Source organism: Desulfosporosinus hippei DSM 8344 (genome assembly GCF_900100785.1).
Lineage (GTDB): Bacteria > Bacillota > Desulfitobacteriia > Desulfitobacteriales > Desulfitobacteriaceae > Desulfosporosinus > Desulfosporosinus hippei.
In genome coordinates this window covers 196927-223440 of record NZ_FNCP01000002.1, presented here as the reverse complement: position 1 = coordinate 223440, position 26514 = coordinate 196927, and the positions used below count along the sequence as shown (strand labels likewise).

Annotated in this window: 22 protein-coding genes; 7 read left to right on the top strand and 15 right to left on the bottom strand. The window is 41.2% G+C overall.

Annotated features, from left to right (window positions below; all coding sequences use genetic code 11):
- Positions 1–29: 29 nt before the first annotated feature.
- The 5 genes from BLS16_RS02945 to BLS16_RS02925 all read right to left on the bottom strand — a co-directional run bounded on the left by BLS16_RS02945 (position 30) and on the right by BLS16_RS02925 (position 8084).
- Positions 30–779, bottom strand: a complete 750-nt coding sequence (locus BLS16_RS02945; RefSeq protein WP_092329622.1) for a hypothetical protein — start codon at positions 777–779, stop codon at positions 30–32.
- An 86-nt stretch (positions 780–865) separates the two neighbouring features.
- Positions 866–3034, bottom strand: a complete 2169-nt coding sequence (locus BLS16_RS02940; RefSeq protein WP_092329619.1) for a Tex family protein — start codon at positions 3032–3034, stop codon at positions 866–868.
- Between the two features lie 283 nt (positions 3035–3317).
- Positions 3318–4019, bottom strand: coding sequence for a DUF2225 domain-containing protein (locus tag BLS16_RS02935; protein ID WP_092329616.1), 702 nt, complete (start codon positions 4017–4019; stop codon positions 3318–3320).
- 394 nt (positions 4020–4413) lie between these two features.
- Positions 4414–6477 carry a methyl-accepting chemotaxis protein gene (locus BLS16_RS02930; RefSeq protein ID WP_092329613.1) on the bottom strand — a complete coding sequence of 688 codons (2064 nt, stop codon included), beginning with the start codon at positions 6475–6477 and terminating at the stop codon, positions 4414–4416.
- Between the two features lie 428 nt (positions 6478–6905).
- Positions 6906–8084, bottom strand: coding sequence for an aminotransferase class I/II-fold pyridoxal phosphate-dependent enzyme (locus tag BLS16_RS02925; RefSeq protein WP_176786048.1), 1179 nt, complete (start codon positions 8082–8084; stop codon positions 6906–6908).
- 286 nt (positions 8085–8370) lie between these two features.
- On the opposite strand from BLS16_RS02925, the gene BLS16_RS02920 reads away from it, so the two are divergent.
- Positions 8371–9609 carry an LL-diaminopimelate aminotransferase gene (locus BLS16_RS02920; RefSeq protein ID WP_092329610.1) on the top strand — a complete coding sequence of 413 codons (1239 nt, stop codon included), beginning with the start codon at positions 8371–8373 and terminating at the stop codon, positions 9607–9609.
- Between the two features lie 111 nt (positions 9610–9720).
- Here the strand turns inward: BLS16_RS02920 and BLS16_RS02915 are convergent, their stop codons facing one another.
- The 6 genes from BLS16_RS02915 to BLS16_RS24815 form a co-directional block, all read right to left on the bottom strand.
- Positions 9721–10191, bottom strand: coding sequence for a chemotaxis protein CheD (locus tag BLS16_RS02915; RefSeq protein WP_092329607.1), 471 nt, complete (start codon positions 10189–10191; stop codon positions 9721–9723).
- A gap of 414 nt (positions 10192–10605) precedes the next feature.
- A complete protein-coding gene (locus BLS16_RS02910) occupies positions 10606–11751 on the bottom strand; it encodes an ABC transporter permease (RefSeq protein WP_092329604.1) in 1146 nt (381 codons plus the stop codon).
- Complete coding sequence (locus BLS16_RS02905; protein WP_092329601.1) at positions 11751–12524, bottom strand: ABC transporter ATP-binding protein; 774 nt, start codon at positions 12522–12524, stop codon at positions 11751–11753. The genes BLS16_RS02910 and BLS16_RS02905 overlap by 1 nt, the downstream gene beginning before the upstream one ends.
- Before the next feature lie 15 nt (positions 12525–12539).
- Positions 12540–13556 carry an HlyD family secretion protein gene (locus BLS16_RS02900; protein ID WP_092329598.1) on the bottom strand — a complete coding sequence of 339 codons (1017 nt, stop codon included), beginning with the start codon at positions 13554–13556 and terminating at the stop codon, positions 12540–12542.
- 73 nt (positions 13557–13629) lie between these two features.
- Positions 13630–14253 (bottom strand): TetR/AcrR family transcriptional regulator, encoded by a 624-nt coding sequence (locus BLS16_RS02895; RefSeq protein WP_092329596.1) that lies wholly within the window; start codon positions 14251–14253, stop codon positions 13630–13632.
- Between the two features lie 140 nt (positions 14254–14393).
- Positions 14394–14558: a helix-turn-helix domain-containing protein gene (locus BLS16_RS24815; RefSeq protein WP_092329593.1), complete on the bottom strand. Its 165-nt coding sequence runs from the start codon at positions 14556–14558 to the stop codon at positions 14394–14396.
- Positions 14559–14789: 231 nt separating this feature from the next.
- Here BLS16_RS24815 and BLS16_RS02885 point away from each other — a divergent pair, with 231 nt between their 5' ends.
- Positions 14790–15782, top strand: coding sequence for an ABC transporter substrate-binding protein (locus BLS16_RS02885; RefSeq protein ID WP_092329591.1), 993 nt, complete (start codon positions 14790–14792; stop codon positions 15780–15782).
- Positions 15783–15878: 96 nt separating this feature from the next.
- Entirely contained in the window at positions 15879–16646 is a 768-nt protein-coding gene (locus BLS16_RS02880; protein WP_242876169.1) for an ABC transporter permease, read from the top strand.
- Positions 16647–16728: 82 nt separating this feature from the next.
- Here BLS16_RS02880 and BLS16_RS02875 read toward each other — a convergent pair whose 3' ends face one another.
- From BLS16_RS02875 to BLS16_RS02860, 4 genes are all read right to left on the bottom strand, one after another.
- A complete protein-coding gene (locus tag BLS16_RS02875; RefSeq protein ID WP_092329586.1) occupies positions 16729–18471 on the bottom strand; it encodes an NADH-dependent [FeFe] hydrogenase, group A6 in 1743 nt (580 codons plus the stop codon).
- A gap of 24 nt (positions 18472–18495) precedes the next feature.
- Positions 18496–20382, bottom strand: a complete 1887-nt coding sequence (locus tag BLS16_RS02870; protein ID WP_092329583.1) for an NADH-quinone oxidoreductase subunit NuoF — start codon at positions 20380–20382, stop codon at positions 18496–18498.
- An 88-nt stretch (positions 20383–20470) separates the two neighbouring features.
- Complete coding sequence (locus BLS16_RS02865) at positions 20471–20959, bottom strand: NADH-quinone oxidoreductase subunit NuoE family protein (protein WP_092329581.1); 489 nt, start codon at positions 20957–20959, stop codon at positions 20471–20473.
- Between the two features lie 373 nt (positions 20960–21332).
- Positions 21333–22442 (bottom strand): cache domain-containing protein, encoded by a 1110-nt coding sequence (locus tag BLS16_RS02860; RefSeq protein WP_092329578.1) that lies wholly within the window; start codon positions 22440–22442, stop codon positions 21333–21335.
- A gap of 327 nt (positions 22443–22769) precedes the next feature.
- On the opposite strand from BLS16_RS02860, the gene BLS16_RS02855 reads away from it, so the two are divergent.
- The 4 genes from BLS16_RS02855 to BLS16_RS02845 all read left to right on the top strand — a co-directional run bounded on the left by BLS16_RS02855 (position 22770) and on the right by BLS16_RS02845 (position 26511).
- Positions 22770–23840 carry a cytochrome c3 family protein gene (locus BLS16_RS02855; protein WP_092329575.1) on the top strand — a complete coding sequence of 357 codons (1071 nt, stop codon included), beginning with the start codon at positions 22770–22772 and terminating at the stop codon, positions 23838–23840.
- 315 nt (positions 23841–24155) lie between these two features.
- Positions 24156–24428, top strand: coding sequence for a type IV pili methyl-accepting chemotaxis transducer N-terminal domain-containing protein (locus BLS16_RS24155; protein WP_242876171.1), 273 nt, complete (start codon positions 24156–24158; stop codon positions 24426–24428).
- A 2-nt stretch (positions 24429–24430) separates the two neighbouring features.
- Complete coding sequence (locus tag BLS16_RS02850; RefSeq protein ID WP_242876168.1) at positions 24431–25264, top strand: GGDEF domain-containing protein; 834 nt, start codon at positions 24431–24433, stop codon at positions 25262–25264.
- 50 nt (positions 25265–25314) lie between these two features.
- Entirely contained in the window at positions 25315–26511 is a 1197-nt protein-coding gene (locus tag BLS16_RS02845; RefSeq protein ID WP_092329573.1) for an anaerobic nitric oxide reductase flavorubredoxin, read from the top strand.
- Positions 26512–26514: the final 3 nt, after the last annotated feature.

Sequence of the window (26514 nt, the reverse complement as noted above, 5' to 3'; positions counted from 1 at the left end):
AATTAATAAGCCATTCAGACTTTAAATATCTAATTCACACCAAGTTCAGCCTTCCATCTTCTTGTCCAGTCGAGGTCCATTTTCTCAAGCCGTTTTTTTCTCAGGTTTTCCTTCATAATCCACCTAATGTCTTTATCATCATGCGCCAACCATTTTTCCATATATTTCTTTCCTTCTTCTGGAGCTGCTGCAACTACAACACTCCAACCATATCCTAAGGATTTTCTGAGGGTTTTAAAATCATTGGCTTTCCTATTTTGTTCATTTATAATGTCAGATGTAATTTTATCTAGAACTTGTAAAACAACATTGATATCTTCTAGCTGATTAAGAAGCTTTGGTTCACATAAAGCAGCTACCACTGAACGCTTTTCTAAAAGGCTCCCCTCACTCCACTCAGCCATCTCATTCAAAAGAACATCAATATTCGACTCTCCAATTCGTTGTAATGCTATCGCTACCCCTTCTCTTATCCTCCACCTTATATCGGAAGAAAATGAGCGCAATAGTTCAAGAAGTTCCACACGTCCTTGAGAAATCAAACTCCCTAAACCAACAACGCCACATATGGGCAAAAACTCTTCTGCAGAACCGAAAGGAGCCATGGCTGAGTCTAGGGAAAGATAGTTCATAAATCTCTCTTTTGTCCCTTCTTCAGCAACTGCCTCGATTAATTCAAGATTTGCTCTAGGTCCAGGCAGACAAGATTCAGCTAATAAATATTGATCCCAATCTTCTAATTCCCGGAGAACACTTCTATATATATCTACTTTTCTCAAAACCTCTCACCCCTCGCACCATCTGTTTATTATATTTAATAAACATTCACAAAGACGCTTGGTTTTCACCGAGCGTCTTTAACCTCTCAAACAGATGAAGCATTCGCCAAAATATCTCTCATAGATAGACTTACTCGTTCTCTTACCTTGTCGATTCCAATAACACGTACTTTAACGATATCACCGACAGCTACCGCTTCCATAGGATGTTTAATAAACTTATCACTCAATTGGGAAATATGAACCAGGCCATCATGCTTGACACCAATATCCACAAACGCACCGAAATCTACGACATTTCGAACTGTTCCTTCTAGAATCATACCTTCATTCAGATCTTCCATATGAGTTATGTCCTTCCGAAGCAAAGGTCGCGGTAAGTCCTCCCGAGGATCTCGTCCGGGTCTTTGTAAGGCATCTAAGATATCTCGTACAGTGGGTACTCCTGCACCAAACCTTTCAGCAAGCTCATTCGGGTCTAGAACAGCAAGTTTATTTCGAACATCCGTAAGGCGTTCCCTCAAATCTGCAGAGGTATAGCCAATGCTTTTTAAGATATCTTCGGCAAGCTGATAGGATTCCGGATGGACAGGTGTATTTTCTAAAGGATTAACCCCATCCGGCAAACGAATAAATCCAGCGCACTGAATATAGGTTTGTGCTCCAAGTCTTGGGATTTTCTTAAGCTGATCGCGGCGTGTAAATTTCCCGTGTTCATCTCGAAAAGCAACAATATTTTTTGCCACTGCTGGCTTTAAGCCGGCGACATATTGGAGCAGAGATGCTGAGGCAGTGTTTAGATCAACGCCCACTACATTAACACAGGATTCTACGACCCCATGCAAGGACTCTTCTAACCGTTTAGGCTGGACATCATGCTGATATTGGCCTACTCCCACTGCTTTTGGTTCGATTTTTACGAGTTCAGCTAAAGGATCTTGAAGCCTTCTAGCAATGGACACTGCACTTCGTAAGGAAAGATCAAAGTCCGGAAATTCTTCACCTGCTAATTTAGAAGCCGAATATACGGATGCACCAGCTTCACTAACCAAGGTGAATTCTACAGGGATTCCATCTTCCTGAATCATTTCCGCTACAACCTCTTCCGTCTCCCTTGAGGCAGTACCGTTCCCGATAGCAATAATATCTGCACTATACTCTTTAATGGCTTTTCGCAAAATTTCTTTGGCCTCTTCTCGTTTACCCTTTCCTGTATGCGGATAAATCACCCCTACTTGATAAAGCTTTCCGGTTTCATCAACAATCGCCCACTTGCATCCTGTTCGAAAGCCGGGGTCAAGCCCTAAGACCATTTTTCCTCGAACTGGAGGTTGAAGTAATAGCTGACGTAAATTAGCTGCAAAAACCTTGATGGCTTGCTCCTCTGCTTGAGCAGAGAGTTCAGCTCGAACTTCCCGTTCAATAGAAGGTTCAATCAATCGCTTATACGAATCTAAGGCGGCTTTTTGTGCCAGAGCAGCAGACTGTCCGGTTTTCACATACTTCATTTCAATGATTCTACGGATTGTGTCCGGCGGAGTTTCAACTCTAACAGATAGGAATTCTTCCTTTTCCCCACGATTCAAGGCCAGAACTCGATGAGGAGGAATCTTCCGAACAGGCTCCCGATAATCATAATACATCTCAAAAGGAGAGCGTTCTTCAGCTTTCTTCGCCTCAGCAACAGCTACCAGATCTGCAGTTTTAAAAGTTTGCTCGCGAATTCTTTTACGAAGATCTGCGTCATCGGCAATGGTTTCTGCAATAATATCCATCGCCCCGGCTAAGGCTTCCTCAGTAGAATTGACCTCCAGCTCCTCATTTAAGTATTTTTCCGCTTCTGTCTGAGGATCCCCTCTAATATATTGTACCAGCAACCACTCAGCTAATGGTTCAAGCCCTTTCTCCTTGGCAATTGTTGCTCTTGTACGGCGTTTTTGCTTGTAGGGTCTATAGAGGTCTTCGACCTCATGAAGTACCATGGCTGTAGTGATTTGAGCTGACAATTCTTCTGTAAGCTTGCCCTGTTCGCCGATAAGGCGAAGGACTTCAGTTTTTCGTTGATCCAAGCGACGCAAATAGTCTAAACGTTCAACGATATTTCGCAACACGTTTTCGTCGAGTTCCCCTGTTGCTTCCTTTCGATAACGGGCAATGAAAGGGATCGTATTTCCCCCATCCAGTAAGTTAACAGCCTCTTTAACTTGATTAGGCTTTAGACCAAGTTCTTTGGCAATGATAAGATTGAACTCCAATGATAAATCCTCCCTAACCCAATACTAACACTAGCATAATAACATTCACTCATTATACCATTGTTCTCCAACTGAATAAAATCTCCACTCTTCTTAACATGAGAGATATTTATATAATAAACAAGCCGTGAAGGACCTAAACTCTCCCTCCACAGCTTTAACTTAATCTGACAAGTAAACTCGGGGCTTCGGTTGAGATTCTGCCCCACCGTCTAGTCAACCCTGATGCATGGCGTATGAATAAGGAAACACCCACTTACAAGAAGTGGGAGTCACTGATTGATTAAGTTTTTGGAGTCCCCTTTCGCAGCTCTTCTGTGGTTTCTCTCCACTGTTCTCTCGCGAATCTAACTACTTTTGGTTCCTCATCGGCGTTTTTATGTTGGATGACCTTCCCAAAATATAAAACCGCCTTTTTGTATTGTTCTAAACGACGACTTATTTCCCCAATCATAAATAGAACTTTAATTTCTGACATCGAAGTATTCACAAAATCCGTGTGAATGAAGGAATCTTCATAAGCCTTTAGAGCTAAGCCTAGAAAACGCTTTTCTTGCTCCTTATCATCAGCTGTCCTATATAGCCAGGCCAAACGCAAGCTAAGACCGGCCAAAACAGCATTTTTTTCTTTCTTAAGAGTACCGGACAGGATAGCTAATTTATAGGATTCCAATGCTTGTTGAAAATCCCTAGCCTCACCAAAGTTTCTCTTAGTCCAATGCTTAGCTATGTGGGAATTAATAATTTCCTTAGTACCTAAAGGAAATTGATCTGAAAATTCTTCAGAAAATGCGAAACCACATTCCGGGCAGACACTGACATAATAAAAATGCGGATTGTAATTGCCTTCTCGAAAATGCGGACAAAAGTCACTGTCAGTTTTATACGGAACTGAAAAACGCGAACGCACTTTCTGGGTATTAAATGAAGAACCGCAGAAAAGGCAAGTTAACTTCTTCTCATAAAACGGATTTATTGAAGTCATTAGACTCCCCCTTGTCTCAGAATTTCTGGATAAAACACTTGTGGCATAAAAAAAACTCTTAATTGACAAGCATCAATAAAGTTCTCCTCCAGATATATAACACCCACTTAAAAAGCGGGTGTTTATACCATTCAATATGCTATGAAAAACATTTTGAATTCGAACAATTATTCAAGAGTATTTTACCATATTACTCATAGTTTTTAAACCACATCACGCTCCTTCGAAAATCCATAGTAATTATAATTAAAATTTACCTACTGAATCAGTTTATACGGAGTTAAAAAAAGACACCGCTTTAGCAAACGGTGTCACCTACTTTGAGTCCGGAATTTAAGGTAATTTGTTTTTATTTAGAGTATAACTGTACAGCTAAAGTAATCTGTAAACTGCATTATAACTTGAACATTGTAACGCTGCTTTGAAAATCCGTTGCCATCTGAGCCAGTGAGGTTGCGGATCTACGTATCTCTTCCATAGATGCACTCTGCTCTTCCGTCCCTGCTACTACATTCTCAAGGGTGCCAGCAATTTCTTTAGGAATATTGGCTACATCTAAAATCGATGAAACAATAGTCTCGGTATTTGCTCCAACCTGACGAATTACATCGGCAACCACTTGCGCTTGTTTTGAAAAATCGTTGACCCCTTGCAATATCTCTTGAAACGCATCTCCTGCCGAATTAACCATTGTTATACCTTCATGCACGGCAGCAGTTCCATCTTTCATTGTTAAGACTGCCTTGGTAGTTTCTTTTTGAATTTCCCCAATTAGTCCACTGATTTTTCCGGCAGCATCACTTGATTGTTCGGCAAGCTTTCTTACCTCTTCAGCAACTACGGCAAACCCTCTTCCTTGTTCTCCTGCCCTTGCGGCTTCAATAGCTGCATTCAGAGCAAGCAAGTTGGTTTGAGCGGCAATGTTGGTTATCAAAGCAACAATTTGACCGATTTCTCCGGATTTTCCACCCAGACTGTTGACTACATCAGCTGCCTCTGAGACCTTGATTTCAATGGCTTGCATCTCATCGACTGCTTTTCTAACGACATTATTTCCTGTTGCCGCCATTTCAGAGGTCTTTTGTGAACCTTCGGTAACCTTTTGGATATCCTGAGTAATCATGTGCATATGAACCGAAACCTGTTGAGCTGAATCTATGGTAGCATCAACACCTGTCAGTTTTTGTTTCACCCCATCAGAAACTTCTTGGATAGAGTAAACAATTTGTTCCGTGGTTCTACTGCCCTCATCCGCACTAGCCGTCAATTCTTCCGAAGAGGCTGCCAATTGCTGGGAGCTATTGACAACTCCTTCAATAATCCCTTTAAAATTCTTCATCATCATGTTAAGATTCTCGGTCATTTGTCCAAATTCATCCCTGGAGCGAACCACCATGTTTTGGCTCAGATCCCCTTGAACTATAGAAGAAGCAAATTGATTGACCATCTTGATATTGTTAACGATAAACCGACTGTATAAGAAAAGAACCGTTCCGGTAACCACAATTGCCAACCCGATTAGAATCATCATCCTATGCAACAGATCCTTTAATGGAGCTAATAGCTCACTTTCAGGAACATCAATTGCCAGAATCCAACCAAACTTTGGAACCTCTGCGTAGTAAACCTGCCTTGCCCCTTGGTCGTTGTAACTAAAGGTACCCGTCTTCTCAACCATCATGTTTTTTACTGCTTCTTGCAAGCTAGGGTTCTCTTCTTCAGTGATTTTAATGTTCATAATCTTGTCAGGATTTGGATTAGCTAAGTACTTACCTTCTTTATTTAAAAGATAGATGTCAGATTCAATATCTAAGTGAATATCACCAATTAACTTTTGCAAAGTTATAAAATCAATTCCGCCAGTAATCGTTCCTTTAAAGTTCCCATTGTTATCATAAAATGGCACGTTATCTGTTAAAATTGTTGTTTTTAAATCTTCATCAAAATACGGATCTGTCCAGATCGATTTCTCCGTTATACCTTTACTTATTGTATACCAAGGTTTTGTAGGGAAATCATATTTAGGATCTGCAAATTCATTCGTAAAGATAACTTTACCATCCTTGTCCTTATAGACATAGGGGCCAAAGTATTGAGTTTCATTATTATAGGCATAGGGTTCAAACCAAACACCCGCTCCAAATGTCACACTATTAGCAGTGATGATTTTCTGTAATAAACTTGCGTATTGGTCAGTGGTGATACCATTGCCAACAGATTCAACTGTGCGAGCTAAGCCTTGAAGTAAGGTGTCATGTGCGGTTAATTGTTTTTCAATATCCGTAATCGTTCCATTCAACTGAGCAGTCATTTTATTTTGGATTTCGTCTTTCAGAAGAGTTTCTGAATACTTATAACTAACTACAGACATGGCCACAAGAGTTGCTAATACCAAGGGGAGAATAGTCACCATTGTTTTCCCACTAACATTAGAAATCTTAAACAATCTTTTGAACAACCTCTTCCTCTCCATTCTATATAATGATTATCAAAATAAGAGCTATACCATCTATAGCCTAAAGACAGACAGTTATTTAAACTAATATCCCTCCAATCATTCGAAGAAAAAAATGTCTACCTACGAATCCCTAGCAGATAGACATTTAGCAGTATAATTTCTCCACCGACTCATTTGTAATGATATAAATACAAAGTACCCCCCTTGGCCTTAGTCGCTTCCAATGGGCGTGAGAAATCTTATATACAAATATTTGTTTATACTTTTTCGACAATAAATCTTATTTTCCTTTAATTTTTTTCATTTTATAGATCTATAATAATTATACCCCCCATAAGCAAATAGAAGGCGATATGACAGGACGTCATATCGCCTTCTATTGATTATAATGTACCTAATCAAAAGAGATAGAGAAGAGGTTCAGTAGTCTATAATTTAATCTTCCTATTTAAAAACTGCTGAATCCGCAGTACAGCTTCCTGCAGAACTTCCTCATCTTGAACCATTGCAATTCTTACAAAACCTTCACCATGCTCACCAAAAGCTACCCCTGGCACTACAATTACACCTGCGTCTCTAGCTAAATCCATGGCAAAGGATACCGAATCTTGTTTTGTAGGCACAGGTGCCCAGATAAACATTGAGCCTTGGGGTATTGGCATTTTCCATCCCGCTGAAGCACAACCCTCAATTAAGATATCCCGTCGTCTTTCATAAGCCTTCTGATTCTCTACAATTGAGCCTTGTCCATTGCAAAGAGCATATGCACCTGCAGCCAGTACCGGTGCAAAGACACCATAGTCGATATTAGATTTGAGTTGAGAAAGAGTACCAATGACACTTTCATTTCCTACTACGAACCCTAATCTTGCTCCTGCTAAATTGTACGTCTTGGAAACAGAATGAAATTCTATTCCGACTTCTTTTGCCCCCTGCGCTTGAAGAAAACTTACAGGCTTAAAGCCCCCAAAAGCTAATTCGGAATAGGCGGCATCATGACAGATGAGAAGATCATATTTTTCTGCGAACTCAACAACCTCTTCGAAAAAAGGCAAATTCGCTACTGCCGCTGTAGGGTTATTAGGATAGTTCAAAAACATAATTTTAGCCTTATAAGCCAGTTCAGGATCTATCTGCTTTAAATCCGGTAAAAATCCATTCTCCTCTAACAGTGGAATCGCAATCTTTTTCCCTCCTGCCAGCATTAGACCAGCTGTATAAATAGGATATCCGGGATCAGGAATTAATGCCAGATCCCCCTGATCAATATAAGCCAAAAAAATGTGAGCTAAACCATCCTGAGACCCCATGAGTGGCAATACCTCTGTTTCAGGATTTAAAATAACTCCAAAACGATCTTGATACCACTGAGCACAAACTCTGCGGAATTCCTCCGTCCCTCGGGTTAGGGTATATCCATATTGGTCTTCTTCTAGAACCCCTTGACTCAGTACATTACGAATTTCAGGGGATGGGGCTCGGTCAGGACTTCCAATACTTAAATTAATTAGACTCTTCCCATCTTTCTCTAATTCTCTTTTTAAATTATCCATTTCCGTAAAAACAGACGCACCAAGACTTTCTAGACGTATGGATGGTATTGGCATATTAACAACTCCGTTCTTATGTAAAGTGTAAAGGGGACGGTCCTTTTAACACACTTATTTAAGTAAGTTAAAAAGAACTATTCCTTTAACGTTTCATCAATGCATACCTTCTTATTTTATCACGTAAACTGTGTACTCATAAAGTATAATATTGTATTTCCAAGGCTCTTTAGCCGTGTTAGCCTGAATGATTAATTAAATTATGCTATAATTATTAAATATTAACTATTTGAGAATACTCTGATCTAAAGCTATTGGAGATTCAAGAAGGGAGCTTCATAAAGTTATGGCGCTAATGAACGAAAATTATCTAAGGTTACCAGGAAGTTATCTATTCTCGGAAATCGCTCGCAGAGTTAATCAATTTAAAAGCGAAAACCCAAATGCAGATATTATTAGATTAGGTATTGGGGATGTAACCCGTCCACTTCCTCCTGCAGTCACTGAAGCAATGAAGAAAGCAGTAGATGAAATGGGGAAGGCTGAGACCTTCAGAGGGTATGGACCTGAACAAGGGTATGATTTTTTAATAGAAAAAATTATAGAAAATGACTATAAAACTCGGGGAGTAGACCTCTCTCTCGATGAAGTCTATGTCAGTGATGGAGCTAAGAGCGATACAGCAAACTTCCAAGAGATCTTTGGTACAGGTAATATCATGGCAGTAACAGATCCAGTCTATCCGGTTTATGTGGATAGCAACGTTATGGCAGGACGAACAGGGAACTTCAATGGGGAAAAGGGGCAGTATGAAAGCATAATCTACCTTCCTTGTACAGAGGAAAATGGAATGAAACCTTCTCTTCCTACAACCCATGTAGATATGATTTATCTTTGCTTCCCTAACAATCCGACAGGAATGACCTTAACCAAAGAGGAACTAAAACAGTGGGTAGATTACGCCCGAGAGAATAAATCGATAATCCTTTATGACTCTGCCTATGAAGCTTTTATACGTGAAGAAGGCGTCCCTCGCACTATCTTTGAAATTGAGGGTGCCCGTGAAGTCGCTGTAGAGTTCCGAAGCTTTTCTAAAACAGCAGGCTTCACAGGAACACGTTGTGCATATACCGTCGTCCCAAAAGAAGTCATGGTCTATGACTCCGAGGGTAAGGCACATAGCCTAAATAAGCTCTGGCTAAGAAGACAAACTACAAAGTTTAACGGAGTATCTTACCCGGTTCAAGCAGCTGCAGCGGCAATTTATACCCCGGAAGGGAAACAGCAAGTAAAAGAAACCATCGATTACTATATGGAAAATGCCCGAATTATCCGCGAAGGTCTAGCGGAGGCAGGCTATGAAGTCTTCGGCGGAATCAACGCCCCCTATATCTGGATGAAAACGCCAAAAAACATGGGTTCCTGGGAGTTTTTTGACAAGCTCATGAAAGAAGCCAACGTAGTCGGAACCCCTGGTGCAGGCTTTGGAGCTAATGGCGAAGGATATTTCCGCTTAACAGCCTTTGGTACTCGTGAGAATACAGTGAAAGCTATCGAACGCATAAAAACTAAAATGGGAAGCTAAGAAAAAAACCTGTCGTTAGAAATCTAATGACAGGTTTTTTTAATTAGTCAACTTTCTTCCGTTACATGAAATAAGAGAAAGATCTGTTCATGTTAACCTTACAGCATTCACTTAACAATTAATTGGCAATGTCTTAATCTCTATTTGACCTGTTGACACACTCATTGTAATACTTCTACTTAAGTATCCCCCGATTTGCTCATCGAGAATTTTTAAGTTCATAGCTAACAGAGTCTCTCGAACTGCCTTAATATTCCTTTGGCCAATCTTAAAATAATCATCCACCCTTAACGAGTCAGCTCCGCCAAATAACTTGACTTGTAAATCTCGAAGTTGGCATCCATATTCCAAGCGCAATCTATCAATCATTATGGGTATTCCCGAAGTTGCATAGTAGATCGGTCGGCGCTGTCCTTCCTTCTCATTAACAGGATGAGGTAAAGCAATATGAATCATCCCTGCCAGATGGTTATCAGGATTATAAGCTGTCACTGCAACACAAGATGCCAATGCATACGTCTTGATGAAATCTTCCCGTTTCTCTGCGATGCCATATTCGCCTATCCCAACAATTTTATCCACATTCTTCCTCTCCGTCCCTCTAGACCCTGAGGGAGTGATATTGCGAAGCGAACCCTTTAGGCAGAGTCGCGTCAATCGCCCTTCGATTCCGAAGTGCCAGAACGGCACGGGTTCACTCCAGGTATTACCCTGAGGTTTGCCGTTCTCGCTTCGGACTCAAGGGCGCTAGCGACGGCGCTGTGGGTGACCGGAGCAATATCACTCCCTCCCGTTCCTCCCCGTTCTCTAGCCCCGAGGGTGTGATATTGCGCAGCGAACCCTTTAGGCAGAGTCGCGTCAATCGCCCTTCGATTCCGAAGTGCCAGAACGGCACGGGTTCACTCCAGGTATTACCCTGAGGTTTGCCGTTCTCGCTTCGGACTCAAGGGCGCTAGCGACGGCGCCGTGGGTGACCGGAGCAATATCACACCCTCGCTAATCTAAATTTTTCTTAAACTTCTTAGCTGCGATTCCCACTAAAATAAATGCAAAGGCACACAATATGAGGGTATCCTGCCAAAGATACTCCATTCCTACTCCTTTAAGGAAGATTCCTCTCACGATTTCCAAAAAATAAGTTAAGGGAAACAAACCTCCTAAGATCTTTAAGAAAGTCGGCATGGTTTCCCGAGGAAAGATGAATCCTGACAATAGAATCGAAGGTAATATCAAAATAAACGTCATTTGCATTGCCTGTAGCTGAGTCCTGGCAACACTGGATATTAAGAGCCCAATAGCAAGAATCGTAAACAAGAAGATCGTTGATAACAGTACTAGCAGTGGGATACTTCCTGATGGTATAACTCCAAACCAAAAAATTCCCGTAGCTAAAATTAAGGTCAAAGAGACAAAGCCTATGAACACAAAGGGAAGCAGCTTACCCAACAACAACTCAAGAGAACGGATAGGGGTTACGACCACCTGTTCCATGGTTCCCCGCTCCTTTTCCCGCACAATAGAAAACGAAGTTAACATAGCGATAACATTTTGCAAGATCAATCCGATTAAGGCTGGAATGTTAAAGACCATGGATTTCATGTCCGGATTATACCAAACTCTGGTCTCGACATTTAAGGGCATGCTCGTCCCTGCCACTGTACCTCTGGCGGCTAGACGTACCCCCTGAATCTCGAGGGATTTATTAAGCCCCAGCATTTGAACCGCTGACATAGCTGCTCGTGCCACAGTGGGATCTGACCCGTCGACCAAAATCTGTACATCGGCCTGTCCATTATCCTTCTGTAATTCTTTGCCAAAGTCAGGCGGAATGATAACTGCTACCCGAGCTTTTCCGCTATCTAAATAACCTTCAATCTGTCGATAGCCTTGAATAAATTCATCGGGATTTAAATACTGGGTACTTCGCATTGAGGCAATAAACTCTCTGCTATCGGCAGTCTGTGATTGATCCCAAACTACAGTGGGTAAGTGATCGACATCCGTATTGACGGCATAACCAAATAGGAGCAGCATTCCTATAGGCATAGCGATAGCCATAATTAAACTGGCACGATCTCTTCTTATATGAAGGAATTCTTTTCTTAGTACTGCTAAAAAGCGCACCCAGGAAAATCTCCCCATTAACCTCTTCCCCCTTTCTTGAAGGCTTGATTACGGGGATCATCTAAGGCTTCATTTTCTACATAATAGATAAAGAGATCATCTAAACTATCCTTCGCCTCTTTCTCTCTCATTTCGTCGGGTGACCCAAATGCAATTAACCGTCCATAAAAAACAAACCCAAGGTAATCACAAGTTGCTGCTTCATCCATATAGTGGGTACTGACAAGTATGGTTATTCCTTCTTTAGCTAACTGATGGATTAAATCTAAAAAAATACGCCGTGAAACCGGATCTACCCCTGCAGTAGGTTCGTCCAATATGAGCAACTGGGGACTATGCAGTAAAGCACAAGCCAAAGCTACTCTCTGCTTCCATCCACCGGAGAGGGCTGAGACAAGCTGAGTCGTACGCTCAGTCAAGCCAATCCGTTCGATAACCCGAGCCTTCTGCTCCTGTGCCGTTTTTCCATGTAAACTATAAACCCCTGCATAGAAGTCAAGATTCTCTTTTACGGTTAGATCATCATAAAGACTAAACTTTTGGGACATATAGCCAATGCGCTGTTTGATTTCTTCTGATTGAGTCAGAACGTTATAACCAAGTACTGTAGCTTTTCCCTCTGTAGGAACCAAGACTCCACATAACATTCGGATCAGCGTTGTCTTTCCTGCCCCATTGGGTCCAACAAAACCCATAATAGCTCCGGCAGGAAGTTGAAAGCTTACTCCTCGAACAGCTGTATACGAACCAAACCGTTTAACCAGACCCTGGCAATCAATTGCTAAATTCATTTTGCCCTCACTCCTTTACTCCAGGGTTACATCTGCCGGCATACCCGCTTTCAGCTGGTCTTGACCTTCTATAACAGCTATTTTTACTGCATAAACGGTGGTCGTCCGTTCTTCCTTCGTCTGCACATTCTTTGGAGTAAATTCCGCTTGATTACTAATGTATTGAATCTGTCCCTTAAACTTTTTATCAGGGTAAGCATCAGCGATAATAGCAACAGTTTCACTCATTTCTATCTCACCAAGCTTCGCTCCAGGTACATATATTTTAATCCACAAGTCGTTAGGATTTAGTATCGTTACCAGGGTTGTGCCAGGATTGACAACTTGGCCTACCTCGACATTTTTATAGAGAACCTGACCATCAGCGGGGCTCTTAATAGTAAGCTTATTTAAACCTAGTTCTGCGGTTTTAACAGACTGAGCTGCAATATCAACCGCCGCTCTCTGAGCCTGAATGGTGGGTTGAGTATAACCGGCAAGTGCCTGATCTAAACCGGCTTGGGCTACCTTAACACTCTCTTGGGCCCCTTGATATTGGGCCTTTAAGGTTGTGACTTTATTTTGCTGAGCTTCAACAACCTGTTGACTAATAGCACCACTCTCCTGGAGTTTTTGATTTTTTGACAGATTATCTTCCTCAAACTTAAGATTGGGTTCTAATGCTAAAAGATTAGCATTCGCCTGGCTTACTAGATGTTCAAGCCGTTTTATTTCTTCTGCCCTCGCTCCGCCTAATAGATCATTAAGTTTAGCTTGTGCTTGGGTTTGTTGGCTCTTGGCAGTATCCAAGGAAATCTTCGCCTGACTGTCGTCTAGTTTAGCAATAATATCTCCCGTTTTAATAACCTGACCTTCGCTCACTAATAATTCAACAATTTTGCCGCCCAACTCCGGCTGCACCGAAAGTTCAGTTCCTTCAATCGTCCCTGAAAACAGGTTCGACTCTGCAGAACGGTTTAAATAGCGATCCCCTAAGACCGACAGGGCAATAAAAACTAGAACAATGACTACAACTACTGCCTTTTTTTTCATTTTTTCTCCTCCTGTTCCTTGAACTTAGCTAATCAATACTCCCCCATAATTTCTAATTCATCTAACTTACGTCTTATTTGATAAGCAAACCATTTAAGAAAAGTTCAAGAATCTGATCGGCGGCCTCGTCAATGGTTTTCTCCGGCGAGAATCCAGGGAAAACATGATTGAATATCCCATAAAACAAAACCATCCCCATAAAACTCCGCATCATAGCCGGAAATGGGATCGGTTTAAAAACCCCCTCTTCAACGCCCTTATTAAACCAAGGTTTAACGATGTTTATGCCATCTCCTAAAATCCCATTCGACAAGGCCTCTCTGACTTCATCATGGTACTGAGCTTCAGCAAACATAAAACGGACAAGACCATCGTTCTCTTTGATTAGCTCCAAGCGATTCTTTAAAAAACAGCGAAAGAATTCTACAGGATCTTCTTGTTCCTTATCGAGAGATATAATCCCAGTAAGGATTTTTGGTTTGAGAACAGCGATTAATAATTCCTTCTTGGTAGCGAAATGACGAAAGATGGTTCCTTCCGCAACTCCAGCTGCTTTGGCAATTTCCGCCGTTGTAGAGCCATTATAACCCTTTTCAGTGAAAATATTTAATGCTGCCTCAAGGATATCTTGACGCCGCTCTTCTGTGGTTTTCTTCTTACTTTTCTCCAATTGTTCTGTTTCACTAATTGATTTCATAACGCCCCTCCAAAGAACTCAAGATAATCTACAAATAATATGAGTGATTACTCACTCCTATGATACCATATACAATATCCATGTCAATAACTTAATAGACAACTTCCTCTTTAATTAGCCTTAAAAAGAATCAGGGTTTATTACGACTGATTTAGGAATTTTTTGATTCTGAAAGAATCGATAAGAGCATGGACAGCATTTATATTGTTAAGGTCTAAATTTGTAAGCTGATTAATGTGATTGATTCTGTATATTAGTGTGTTTCTATGTACGAATAATGCCTCTGCCGTTGCTCGGAGGCCCAATACCTCAGTTTTCCAATCTGATGTTGTAAAATAATACTAAATAGTCACTAACCTTATTATCTCCTATTACTTACTATAAAAAACACAGAGCTTTTAGGGTAAAAATTTGAATATTTAATCTACTTTAAATTTCTTTGTCATTTTACTCTTCATGTACCTTAGGTGTGTTAAACTATTAATAACCTAAAAATAGGATAATTCAAGTTTAACAAAAAGGATTGTGGTTTAATTATGTTTCGTTCAAAACTATTACTTATTTTCCTTTTATGCACAACCTTGCTAATTGGCTGTGCACCTCAAAGTTCTTCTAATCAAACCCTACCGGATAAACCCAAAGAAATCAACGCTTCCTATGTCTTCCGGCCTATCAACATCCCTTCAGTTGTCGCTAAGGAAAAGAAAATGTTTGAAGAGGAGTTTGCGAAAGACGGTATAGAATTTAAGTGGCACGATATACCGGCCCCAAGCAATCAATTAGAAGCCTTAGCTGGTAAATCACTTGATTTCTCCACGAGTCTTAATTACGTTTCGGTTATCTTAGCAAAAGCTAGCGGGAATGATATCAAAGTCATTTCCTCCTACTCACGCTTTCCCAAAGGAATAAGTCTCGTTGTAACCCCTAATGGATCTATAAGCTCTATTGCAGACCTTAAGGGGAAGAAAATTGCCCTACAAAAAGGGACTATGCTTCACGAAATGTTAATCCGTGCTCTGGCAGAAGTAAATCTAACAACTCAGGATCTAGAACTTGTAAATATGGATTCAACAGCCGCAGCTACAGCTATTGCAACAGGTCAGGTTGATGCTACAATTCTGCCTGAACCACTACTTTCCAAAACCGTTGCCACGGGTAAGGTTAAAAAATTACGCTCAGCAGAAGGACTTATTTCCGGTTTGACAGTAATTGCAGTTCGCAGCGAATTTGCCCAGGCTCAACCCGAACTAGTAAAACGCTTCTTAAAAGTTCATAAAGTCTCCGTCGACTGGAGCAAAACAAACCTTGAAGAAGCATTCGCAATGACCGCAACGCAAAATCAACTTGATATTAAGGGTGTGAGAAGCCTTTACCCCGCGTTTAACTTTGACATGAGCCTTAATGACGTTAAGTCCGACTTGCAAGAATCTGCTTCCTTTTTGCAAAAGGAAGGAATGATCCGACCTGATGTTGACATTAATAAACTTGTGGAGGACTTAGTTGATCCAAGTTACCTACCCACAACGTAGCTTATGGAGGTTTTTATGAAGGCTTCCACAAATACTCCACGAGAAAAGCCAAAAACTTTGTCGGAAGGGTTAACTAGCTCAATGAGGGCGCGGTTTTTGATAAAACTGTTTCAAGGATTAGCTCTTCCTGTGATTATTTTAGTAATATGGGAAATACTCAGTGCCTTGGGGTGGCTGAATGTCTATCTCCTTCCCCCTCCCTCTCAGATTTGGGATCGTTTATTAACCATCGCTAGTAATGGACTGCTGATAAAGCATATAGGCACCAGCCTATACCGTGTTGGTATCGGCTTTAGCCTGGCTCTCTGTCTGGCTCTTCCACTTGGTTTCCTGCTCGGCCTATTGCCAGGGGTACGTAGTTTTTTATCACCCAGCCTGAGCTTTTTTCAACAAATTCCGGCTATTGCTTGGATTCCCATGTTTATCCTCTGGTTGGGCATTGATGAAGCTTCGAAGTTTGCCATTATTATGTACTCAGCCTTTTTTCCAATCTTTCTTAATACCTTACATGGCATTGCTAGTACAGATACAGAACTTAAAGAAGTAGCCTACACTTATGGTCTTTCTCGCTGGGGTTTAATAACCCAAGTATATCTTCCGTCAGCCGCTCCTTCTGTCTTTATCGGCATGAGACTGGGCCTTAGTTATTGTTGGCGCTCTTTAGTAGCAGCAGAATTACTCGGTTCTTCCCAGGGTATTGGTTATCTGATTCAGGAGGGCCGTGAAATGGCTCAGACAGATTTGATGCTTGGTGGGGTACTGGTTATTGGGCTTGTCGGCCTATCATTAGACTTTGCTTTTCGCCGATTGGAGACTAAATTTTTACCGTGGCAAGAAAAGAAAGAGATTTATTCAAGAAAATAGTGTTTTAGGAATTATATTAAAGAGGAGTAAGCATCAATAAGACGCTTACTCCTCTTTAATTGTTTTACACTCATACAAGTAACTAGATTTTTTTCCGTGCCACATAACTGGTATGAAGTAATTTATGCGCTAATTCTCCGTATGGTTCACCTAAATAATCTTTATAGAGACCAATAATAGCTGGATTTTCGTGGGACTTTCTTAACGGCTTGGAGCGATCCTCTCGATATAATCCTTCTGCTCGTGAGGATAGAATTTCTAAATTTCCATGGTGATAAGGTTGTCCGCCGCCGCCAATACATCCTCCCGGACATGCCATGATTTCTATTACATCATAATCACTTTCGCCCGCTTGTATTTTCTCGAGAATTGTTCGAGCATTTCCTAACCCATGAACGACTGCAGCCCGATAATCCCGACCAGCAATTGGTACAACGGCCTCTTTCAGTCCATTCATTCCTCGCAGAACCTCAAATTCTACTTTCTCCAGGGTTTCTCCGGTGAGTACCTCATAGGCTGTTCTTAAAGCAGCTTCAAGAACCCCGCCAGTCGTTCCGAAAATTACCGAAGCGCCTGTCGATTCCCCTAAAGGATGATCGAATTCTTGGTCTTTTAGATGGTCAAAATGAATGCTGGCTTCTCTGATCATACGTGCAAGTTCCCGGGTCGTGATAACAATATCCACGTCGGCAGTTTCTGCCCCTTGGGAAAGTTCCGGACGTGCTGCTTCATATTTCTTAGCAACACAAGGCATAACTGAGACAACTGTGATTGTTTTAGGGTCTATGCCTAAAGTTCTCGCATAATAGCTTTTAATCAAGACTCCTAACATTTCATGCGGAGATTTACAAGTTGAAGGAATATCCAGTAAATCTGGAAATTGATGTTCAAAAAATTTGACCCAGGCAGGACAACAACTGGTGAGAAGCGGCAGGCGTCCGCCATGTTGTATGCGGTGGACTAGCTCTGTTGCTTCCTCCATAATTGTTAAGTCAGCCGCAAAATCCGTATCAAAAACTCTGTCAAAGCCAAGCCTACGAAGGGCAGCCACCATTTTGCCGGTTACAATCGTCCCCGGATCTAGTCCAAACCCTTCACCTAAAGCAACCCGTACTGCCGGTGCTGTTTGTACAACGACAAATTGATTGGGATCGTTAAGAGCCTTCCAAACCTTATCAACCTGGTCTAATTCTGTTAACGCACCAGTCGGACATACTGCAATACATTGTCCACAGAAGGTACAAGCAGTTTTGCTAAGCGGTAAATCAAAAGCTGTTTTAACGACGGTTTCAAAGCCGCGGCCTACAGCAGAGTAAACACCTACCGTTTGTACTTCGTTGCACATCGTTTCACAACGGCGACAGCGGATGCATTTATTTGGATCTCGAACAATAGAGGAACTTGACGTATCGATTTCGAACTCTGATTCGTCACCTTCATAAGAGATATGGCGGACTCCTAATTCTGAGGCCAATGATTGGAGATCACAGTCTTGGTTTTTAGCACAAGTTAAACAAGATTTTGGGTGATCGGAAAGGAGCAGTTCGACCATTGCTCTTCGGGCTTGGATAGCACGCAATGAGTCTGTTCTGACTACCATGCCGCTGGAAACTGGAGTTGAACATGAGGAGGCCAAATTGCGTCGTCCCTCTATTTCAACGACACAGACACGGCAGGAAGCAATATTGTTATTATAGTGCATTTCGTTAAGCTTTAAGTAGCATAAAGTTGGAATATCAATGTTTACGGTTCTAGCGGCTTCTAAAATAGTCGTTCCTTCCGGTACTTTAAGCGCTATGTCGTTGATAGTTAACTGTATATCCATATGGAGTCCTCCTTTAGGGATACCTTAATGGCAGATGATTGCTCCGACGACACGACATTGTTCCATACATGCCCCACATTTTAGGCAACGTTCTTGATCAATAACGTGACGTTTTTTAGTTGTGCCAGTAATACAATGCATTGGACATTTCTTAACGCAAAGGGAACACCCAACGCACTTATCTGTGATTTCGTATTTGAGCAGGCTCTTACAAACGCCTGCAGGACAGGTCTTGTCAACAACATGGGCAATATATTCTTCCCGGAAATACTTTAAGGTGGAGAGAATGGGATTGGGGGCACTTTGCCCTAAACCACAAAGAGCTGTGTCTTTAATGATATGACACAATCTTTCCATGTTGTCTAAATCCTCTAACGTCCCTTTTCCGTCAGTGATCTTCTCCAGGATTTCATGCAAACGTTTGGTACCAACCCGACAAGCTGTACAGCGACCACAGGATTCGTCCATCGTAAACTCTAGAAAATACTTGGCGATATTGACCATGCAATCATCTTCATCCAAGACTATGAGTCCACCCGAACCCATCATGGAGCCTATAGCTGCCAGAGACTCATAATCAATAGGGGAATCCAGATATTTGGTCGGAATGCATCCGCCCGAAGGACCTCCGGTTTGAGCCGCTTTAAATGTTTTATGCTGCTTAATTCCCCCGCCAATATCAAAAATGATTTGCCGAAGTGTTGTGCCCATGGGAACTTCTACGAGTCCTACATTATTTACTTTACCTGCTAGAGCGAAGACCTTAGTCCCTTTGCTTTTTTCAGTACCAATATTAGAAAACCATTCTGCTCCCTTGAGGATAATCGGCGGAATGTTGGCCAAGGTTTCTACATTGTTAACGCAAGTGGGTTTACCCCACAAACCTTTTTGAGCCGGAAATGGCGGTTTTACTGAAGGTTCCCCCCTGGCCCCTTCAATGGAATGAATCAGCGCCGTTTCTTCACCACAGACAAAGGCACCTGCTCCATATTTAAGCTCGATCTCAAAGCTAAAATCGCTGCCTAAAATTCCTTTTCCTAGTAAACCATATTCTCGGGCTTGCTCTATAGCAATTTTTAAGCGATGAATTGCTGCTGGGTACTCTGCCCGAACGTAGATATATCCCTCGGATGCTCCAATGGCTGCACCCGCAATAAGCATAGCTTCTAAAACGCTATGGGGGTCACCTTCCAAGACTGAGCGGTCCATGAAAGCACCCGGATCTCCTTCGTCAGCGTTACAAATAATGTATCGCTGGTCCGCTGGGCTCTTACGGGTAAACTCCCACTTTGAACCTGTGGGGAATCCTGCACCACCACGCCCCCGCAGTCCACTTTGCTTAAGAACATCTATAACCTCAAAGGGCTTCATAGAAAAAAGAACTTTGGATAAGGCTTGGTAACCATCTGCGGCAATGTATTCGAGGATATTTTCCGGCGCAATATATCCAACATTGCGAAGAGCTATCCGAAGTTGTCCGTTGTAAAAGGGGATGCTTTGAGCAAAACGCTCTTTAGTCTCAGGATCCATAAAAAGTAAGTGTTCTACTATCTTTCCTTGCAAGAAGTGTTCTTCGACAATAGTTGTTACATCCTCACTAGAGACCTCACAATAAGTTACGTTATCCGGGAAAATTTGAATCATCGGGCCCTTTTCACAAAAGCCAAAACAGCCAGGTTGGAAGACTTTAATCTGTTCAGACAGTTCCAATCTGTTCAGTTCTTCTTCTAACCGTTGGGCAATTCCCGGACTTCCCGAGGAATGGCAACCTGGTCCTCCACAGACCATAACATGCCTTACCGGCCCTTGAGTTTTTTCGCTTCCAGCGGAATCCATAATCCGTCTTGTTTCAAGGAGTTTAAGGCTTTGAGCTTGTAATTCATTCAATGCATCAATACTTTTGAGTTTCATATGGCTTTCCCTTCCTTCGGTGACGCTTCTCAGAGCGTATACTGGGGACGGTTACTTCTAAAAAAACAGGGTAAATTGAGATATGGATCTATCCTTCTGAACGGTACTTCGCTAAAACCTCATTTATGTCTTGTGGCTTTTGCATGCGTCCATGCACTTTGCCATCGACAATCATGACTGGAGCGAGACCGCAGGCTCCAACACAGCGCAATGTCTCTAAGGTAAAGAGATTATCAGGAGTTGTCTCTCCGGCCTTAATTTTAAGCTGACTTTCAAGTTCTTCTTTTAATTTTTCTGCCCCCCGTACGAAGCAAGCTGTACCCGTGCAGACATTAACAACATGTTCCCCACGAGGTATCATCGTAAAAAATGAATAAAAACTTACTACACCGTAAACTGTAGCGGAAGGTATATCTAACTTCTGAGCAATATGCCATTGCACATTGTCAGGCAAATATCCATATATTTCCTGAGCATGATGAAGAACTGCGATAAGATTTTCCTTTTTGTGGGTCAGACCGTCAATAAAATTATCCAGCTTTTGGGCAAATTGATTAGGTGTACCGGCTTCACACATGATAATCCTCCTTCATATAAAGATTTTTATTACCCCGTTTCTCACCTCTCTTCTTTTACTTCTTCAAAAAGTATCCTCTCAGATAAATCGAAATTGTTTGTCAATTTCGATTGCTGTGAACAGTTTACCTCGCTATTGGCTTACTGTCGTGTTTATGAACATTAAATAAGCGTTTTATCAATAAAGAAAATTAAGTTAATTAAGAAAATAACAATCCTTTATCCAAATCAAATTAATCTTACATTCTTATCCTGAGAAAACCCCCCAGCTTTGTTGTACGTAATACAGATACTAATGACGCTTTTCCTTTATTTAACATTAAAATAGACTCCGCCTATAATTCAGTGCGAAGTCTATTGACGAGAGTCTTATTTCACTGCGGTATAAATAATTTGACGGGTCTCCCTACTGTTCCATATTTCTGCTCAGATTTTAGTACTCCGCAATGCTCAAGAAATTCAAGATAGCGCCGTACTGTCACCCTAGTAAGCTTAACTCCTTCTGCAACTTCCTCTGCAGAGAGCGGACGTTTATTTGCCTGAAGAAATTGTACTATTTGACCAAGAGTGGCTTGATGTAATCCTTTTGGTAATCCTGCATCTCCTATACTCCCTGGGAGTTCGAAGTTGGGCGGAGGCATATAGGTTGGAGTTAGAATTACCGTTTCATTCGGGGTATTGCTAGAATTAATGCTGTTTATTCGATTCATTTCCGTAGTCAGAGATTGGATCTGCTCTACCATTTGGTTAAAGGCATCCTCAAGTTCTTCAATTTCCTTCGCTCCAGACACTTTAACCTTCTCAGTAAGGTGTCCGGTTGCTACGTCCCGAGTCCCTAACATGATATTGTGCAAAGGGTAAATGATAACTTTCTGGAGAAAGAACCAAGTAATAAACGCTACCAACAGAGTCAAGGCAAGTCCCATTCCTGCCATTGTAACTAAAGACCGAGTGATTATTTCATGTTCATAAGCATGAGATATTCCCACATAAAAAATGCCAATGATGTCGCCATTTTCCGCACGTAACGGCACATAACCTGTTTGATACCACTGTCCGACTACATCGGCTTCTCCTACATAGGTTTGACCATTTTTGAGAACCGTCTGCACAATATTTTCAGAAACCTTAGTACCAATTGCTCGTTCGTTATTTGAACCACGTATCGTTGTAGCAACTCGGGTGTCTCTGAGGAAAATGGTTACTGTATCCCCTGTCAAACTAGATAAATGATCCACCAAGTCATTGTTTAAACTAATTTTCTCCGTCCCTTTATATAGATTTCCGTCATTCTCTGACCACACTCCGGGATATGTCTTATCAATAATCTCCTCACAGGTAGCCAAATCCGCTTTCACCTTAATTATTGCTGCCGCCACTGCTCGATCCTTCATATATATTCCAAGAACTACGAGAAAACAAGCCGCCAGTAAAAAAAGCGATGACAACAACATAATAAGGATTTGATTTTTTAGCGAACGCACAAAGTTCCCTTCTTTCTGTCTTAATCAATAAGAGAGTTGGTAATTAGGATTATTCGCGAACGGAATCAAAAAACCTTTAATTTTAGGAGAAATTGATTGAGAAAAATGAATCTTCGATTTTTATTGGTTAATTTCCATAAATTTCATGTTAATTATTTTAGTTTTCTAGCATTATCCGATTAAATTATAAGCAAACTAAGACCACAATGTTGTTTAATCAACATCTTAAGACCAATTAATATATATCCTGTCTTCCTGACCAATTCTGGTCGACACAATAAATTATCGAAATTTGTTTGAATTCTACATTAAAGGAGGAACTACTCAATGAACTGGAAGAAACCATTTATCGCTTCAATTATTTCTCTTACTTTTTTAACAGTACTAGCTATGGGGTGCAACAAGACCGATGAAACTCCAACACCTCAACCAACCGGACCCCAGTTAACCGGTACCCCTCAAGTGTCCTATGCAGGGGATGATGCATGTAAGGCCTGTCATACCGAGACCTTTGAAAATGTAACTCATACAAAACATCACGCCGCCTTTAAACCACTTGCCGATTTTCCTTTGGAAAAACCGTTAGGCGAAATTACAATTTTTGATGCAGCTAACAAAGATAAGCCAACCTCAACGACTCTTGATTTATCCAAGGCGAAAATATACGGCGTAATGATGGACGATTACGTAATTGCTGAAATTCCAGAATCAGCAGGATTCAAGGAAAAAATTTATCGAGTTGGTGCGGTTCATAAAACAAATGACAAGTGGACTGTTGAAGCTCCCAAACAGGCCGATATGGATAAAGATGGTAAAAACGACTGGACTGCTGAAAGTTTTACTTGCGGAAAATGCCATGCTCCCGGAATTGAAGTTGGATCTCCCAGTTACGGCGTATCTTGTGAGTCTTGTCATGGTCCAGGCGGAAACCATGTAAGTGCTACCGACAAAAAAGGAACGATGAGCTCTGAAACTGCAAAAGAATCTTGCTTGACTTGCCATGAAAGTAATCCTTCCAAGGATGCTCAAGGAAACTTCATTGCAAACACACACTATGGTACACGTAATTACTTCGCTAGCAAGCATGCTCAGAGTTCACAATTAAACCAATGTCTGACATGCCATACAACTCATAAAGCTAACACTAATGGTTCTCTACTGCCGACTGACAAACCGACTGACAACTGTGTCAAGTGTCATGCTGGTAAAACCTTTGATCTAGATAAACTTATGTGGAAAAACCCAACTGATGAACGTGGACACTTCACTCGCGATCATAGCTTTGGAGCTATGAAATATGAAGACCTGCAAGATGACCCTGCTACTAAACCTATTGAGATCAAAAATCCTACAATGATCGAATTGATTAAAAAGCAGCTGCCAGAACTGGCCAAGTAGAGCCTAAAGTCTGAAAGAGCCAAAGGGATAGAAATGCAATGTACGCATTTCTATCCCTATTTTTTATGAACGAAAAGCAGTCATGCTTGTCCCAAATTGGACTGCGTTGGGACAAGCATTAATATCTAAATTCACTCCCCTTCGGCAGGAATATTTTATGACAATGTAGAAGGAATAATTTACATATCTATCTTTCGCGACATAACAGAGCTTAGGAGCATACTACCTGAAACTTTTTCCCTGTCTAAATTAACACGCACATACATTTCAGCCTTGAGTTTAATAGCCTTGCTTACGCTTGCTACATTCTTTTCAATGCACCAAGTTATTTCGACTCAATCTGATAGTGCGCTGCTTGTTAATATTAGCGGGAGCCAACGCTGGCTATCTCAAAAAGCAGCACTTCTTAGTGTTGAACTAGTTTACAGTTCAAATACTAGTGATCGCAAGCAGATTAGAGAGCAATTGTCGGAAACAATAGCTCAACTACAGTTAAATCACCAAACCTTAATTGAAGGTAGTACTCATATATTCCATCGCATTGCTTATCACCGCAAATGCAAGAGATGTATTTTAGCCCACCCGTAAATATGCACACTCGGCTTAACCGCTACTCATCTGAAGCCTTGGCCTTAGCCCAGGATCCTGAACACTTACTTACTCCCAATAACTCTCATCTAATATATCTGCTTCAAGAAAATGGAGATATCCTGGAATCTCTGGATCAGATAGTATCTTTGCACCAGAAAGAAAGTGAAGCTAAAGTTCATCGACTTAGGCTATTAGAGATTACGAGTGGCTTAGTAATTCTTATAACCCTCGCTTTTCTTGGATTGTATATTTTCCGACCTTTAGCAAACACTCTACTTATGGAAAGATTTCAGTTAGAAAATGCCAACCAAGAACTCAGTTTTCTTTCCTCCATTGACGGATTAACAGGAATAGCTAACCGCCGTCACTTTGATCAGTTCCTTAACCAGCTATGGTTACTGGCGACACACAACAGAGAACCTATCGCACTTATATTATGTGACATCGACTTCTTTAAGGCGTATAATGATACTTACGGCCACTTGCAAGGGGATGAATGCCTTAAAGAAGTCGCAGCATCCTTAAAAGGCTCTCTTAAACGCCAAGGAGATTTTATCGCACGTTATGGGGGAGAAGAATTTGTGGTTGTTCTCCCAAATACCACTGTGGAGGGTGCCTTAACTGTCGCTGAGACCTTACGTGTTAGTGTGGAAAGTCTAGAAATACCCCATCGTCTTTCCTCTATTACACCTAAGGTTACGATTAGTTTAGGAATAGCTGTTGGGCAAGCTAACCTCGCTAATTCTCCCACACCTCTAATCGAAGCTGCGGACAAAGCCCTTTATCAAGCAAAACAGAACGGACGTAATTGCTTCAGATTAGCCGAGGCTTAACATTATTAAAAGATTACTGACTCAACAAAACAAATTCAGGAGGTCGTATTATGAGTTTTACAGTTAATAAAAATGTACAATGGGTGGGTAAAATTGATTGGGAGTTGAAAAAGTTTCATGGTGATGAACTCTCTACACACAACGGTTCCAGCTATAATTCATATCTAGTTCGCGACGAGAAGACTGCCTTAATTGATTGCGTATGGACGCCCTTTGCCAAAGAATTTGTAGCAAATCTAAAGAAAGAAATCGATTTAAACACAATCGATTATATAATTGTTAACCATGGAGAACCTGACCACAGTGGCGCTTTACCTGAGCTAATGAGGGAAATCCCTAATACTCCAATTTATTGTACCGCTAATGCCATCAAATCCCTAAAAGGGCAGTATCATCAAGATTGGAACTTCGTACCCGTTAAAACCGGAGATAAACTGAACCTTGGTTCGAAAGAGTTCGTTTTTATTGAGGCTAGAATGCTCCATTGGCCTGATACCATGTTCACCTATTTAACCGGAGATAATATTTTGTTCAGCAATGACGGTTTCGGACAGCATCTGGCTTCAGAGCACATGTTTAATGATTTAGTTGACCAAGCAGAGTTATATCGGGAAGCTCAGAAATATTTTGCGAACATTTTAACGCCATTTAGCAATTTCGTCCGCAACAAAATTACCGAGATCTTAGGCTTTAATCTGCCAGTAGATATGATTTGCCCAAGCCATGGTGTTATTTGGCGAGACAACCCAATTCAGATAGTCAATAAGTATGTAGAATGGGCATCGGATTATCAAGAAAATCAAATAACGATTGTTTACGATACTATGTGGAACAGTACCCGGAAGATGGCAGAGAATATCGCAGCCGGCATAAAATTAAGTGACCCAGATGTTACAGTCAAATTATTTAATTGCAACTCTACTCATTCCGATAAGAATGATATTATTACCGAAATCTTTAAATCCAAGGCAATTCTAGTCGGCTCACCAACCATTAATAAGGGTATCTCATTTGCAGTTGCCGGAATCCTAGAAATGGTTAAAGGTTTAGGGTTTAAAAACAAAAGAGGAGCCGCTTTCGGCAGTTATGGTTGGAGTGGTGAGAACACAAAACTTATTTCAACTGAATTAGAACACGCTAAGTTTGAATTACTCAATGAAGGGTTACGGGTAACCTGGAATCCTGATGAAGATGCACTAATTAAGTGTCAAGAATTTGGTCAGAGTATCGCAGAGGCACTTAGATAAACA

Excerpts from the sequence above, each read along its gene's own strand:
- BLS16_RS02935 (WP_092329616.1), bottom strand. The coding sequence starts at position 4,019 with ATGACTTCAATAAATCCGTTTTATGAGAAGAAGTTAACTTGCCTTTTC.
- BLS16_RS02925 (WP_176786048.1), bottom strand. The coding sequence starts at position 8,084 with ATGCCAATACCATCCATACGTCTAGAAAGTCTTGGTGCGTCTGTTTTT.
- BLS16_RS02920 (WP_092329610.1), top strand. The coding sequence starts at position 8,371 with ATGGCGCTAATGAACGAAAATTATCTAAGGTTACCAGGAAGTTATCTA.
- BLS16_RS02910 (WP_092329604.1), bottom strand. The coding sequence starts at position 11,751 with ATGGGGAGATTTTCCTGGGTGCGCTTTTTAGCAGTACTAAGAAAAGAA.
- BLS16_RS02905 (WP_092329601.1), bottom strand. The coding sequence starts at position 12,524 with ATGAATTTAGCAATTGATTGCCAGGGTCTGGTTAAACGGTTTGGTTCG.
- BLS16_RS02900 (WP_092329598.1), bottom strand. The coding sequence starts at position 13,556 with ATGAAAAAAAAGGCAGTAGTTGTAGTCATTGTTCTAGTTTTTATTGCC.
- BLS16_RS02895 (WP_092329596.1), bottom strand. The coding sequence starts at position 14,253 with ATGAAATCAATTAGTGAAACAGAACAATTGGAGAAAAGTAAGAAGAAA.
- BLS16_RS02885 (WP_092329591.1), top strand. The coding sequence starts at position 14,790 with ATGTTTCGTTCAAAACTATTACTTATTTTCCTTTTATGCACAACCTTG.
- BLS16_RS02875 (WP_092329586.1), bottom strand. The coding sequence starts at position 18,471 with ATGGATATACAGTTAACTATCAACGACATAGCGCTTAAAGTACCGGAA.
- BLS16_RS02870 (WP_092329583.1), bottom strand. The coding sequence starts at position 20,382 with ATGAAACTCAAAAGTATTGATGCATTGAATGAATTACAAGCTCAAAGC.
- BLS16_RS02865 (WP_092329581.1), bottom strand. The coding sequence starts at position 20,959 with ATGTGTGAAGCCGGTACACCTAATCAATTTGCCCAAAAGCTGGATAAT.
- BLS16_RS02855 (WP_092329575.1), top strand. The coding sequence starts at position 22,770 with ATGAACTGGAAGAAACCATTTATCGCTTCAATTATTTCTCTTACTTTT.
- BLS16_RS24155 (WP_242876171.1), top strand. The coding sequence starts at position 24,156 with ATGCACCAAGTTATTTCGACTCAATCTGATAGTGCGCTGCTTGTTAAT.
- BLS16_RS02850 (WP_242876168.1), top strand. The coding sequence starts at position 24,431 with ATGCACACTCGGCTTAACCGCTACTCATCTGAAGCCTTGGCCTTAGCC.
- BLS16_RS02845 (WP_092329573.1), top strand. The coding sequence starts at position 25,315 with ATGAGTTTTACAGTTAATAAAAATGTACAATGGGTGGGTAAAATTGAT.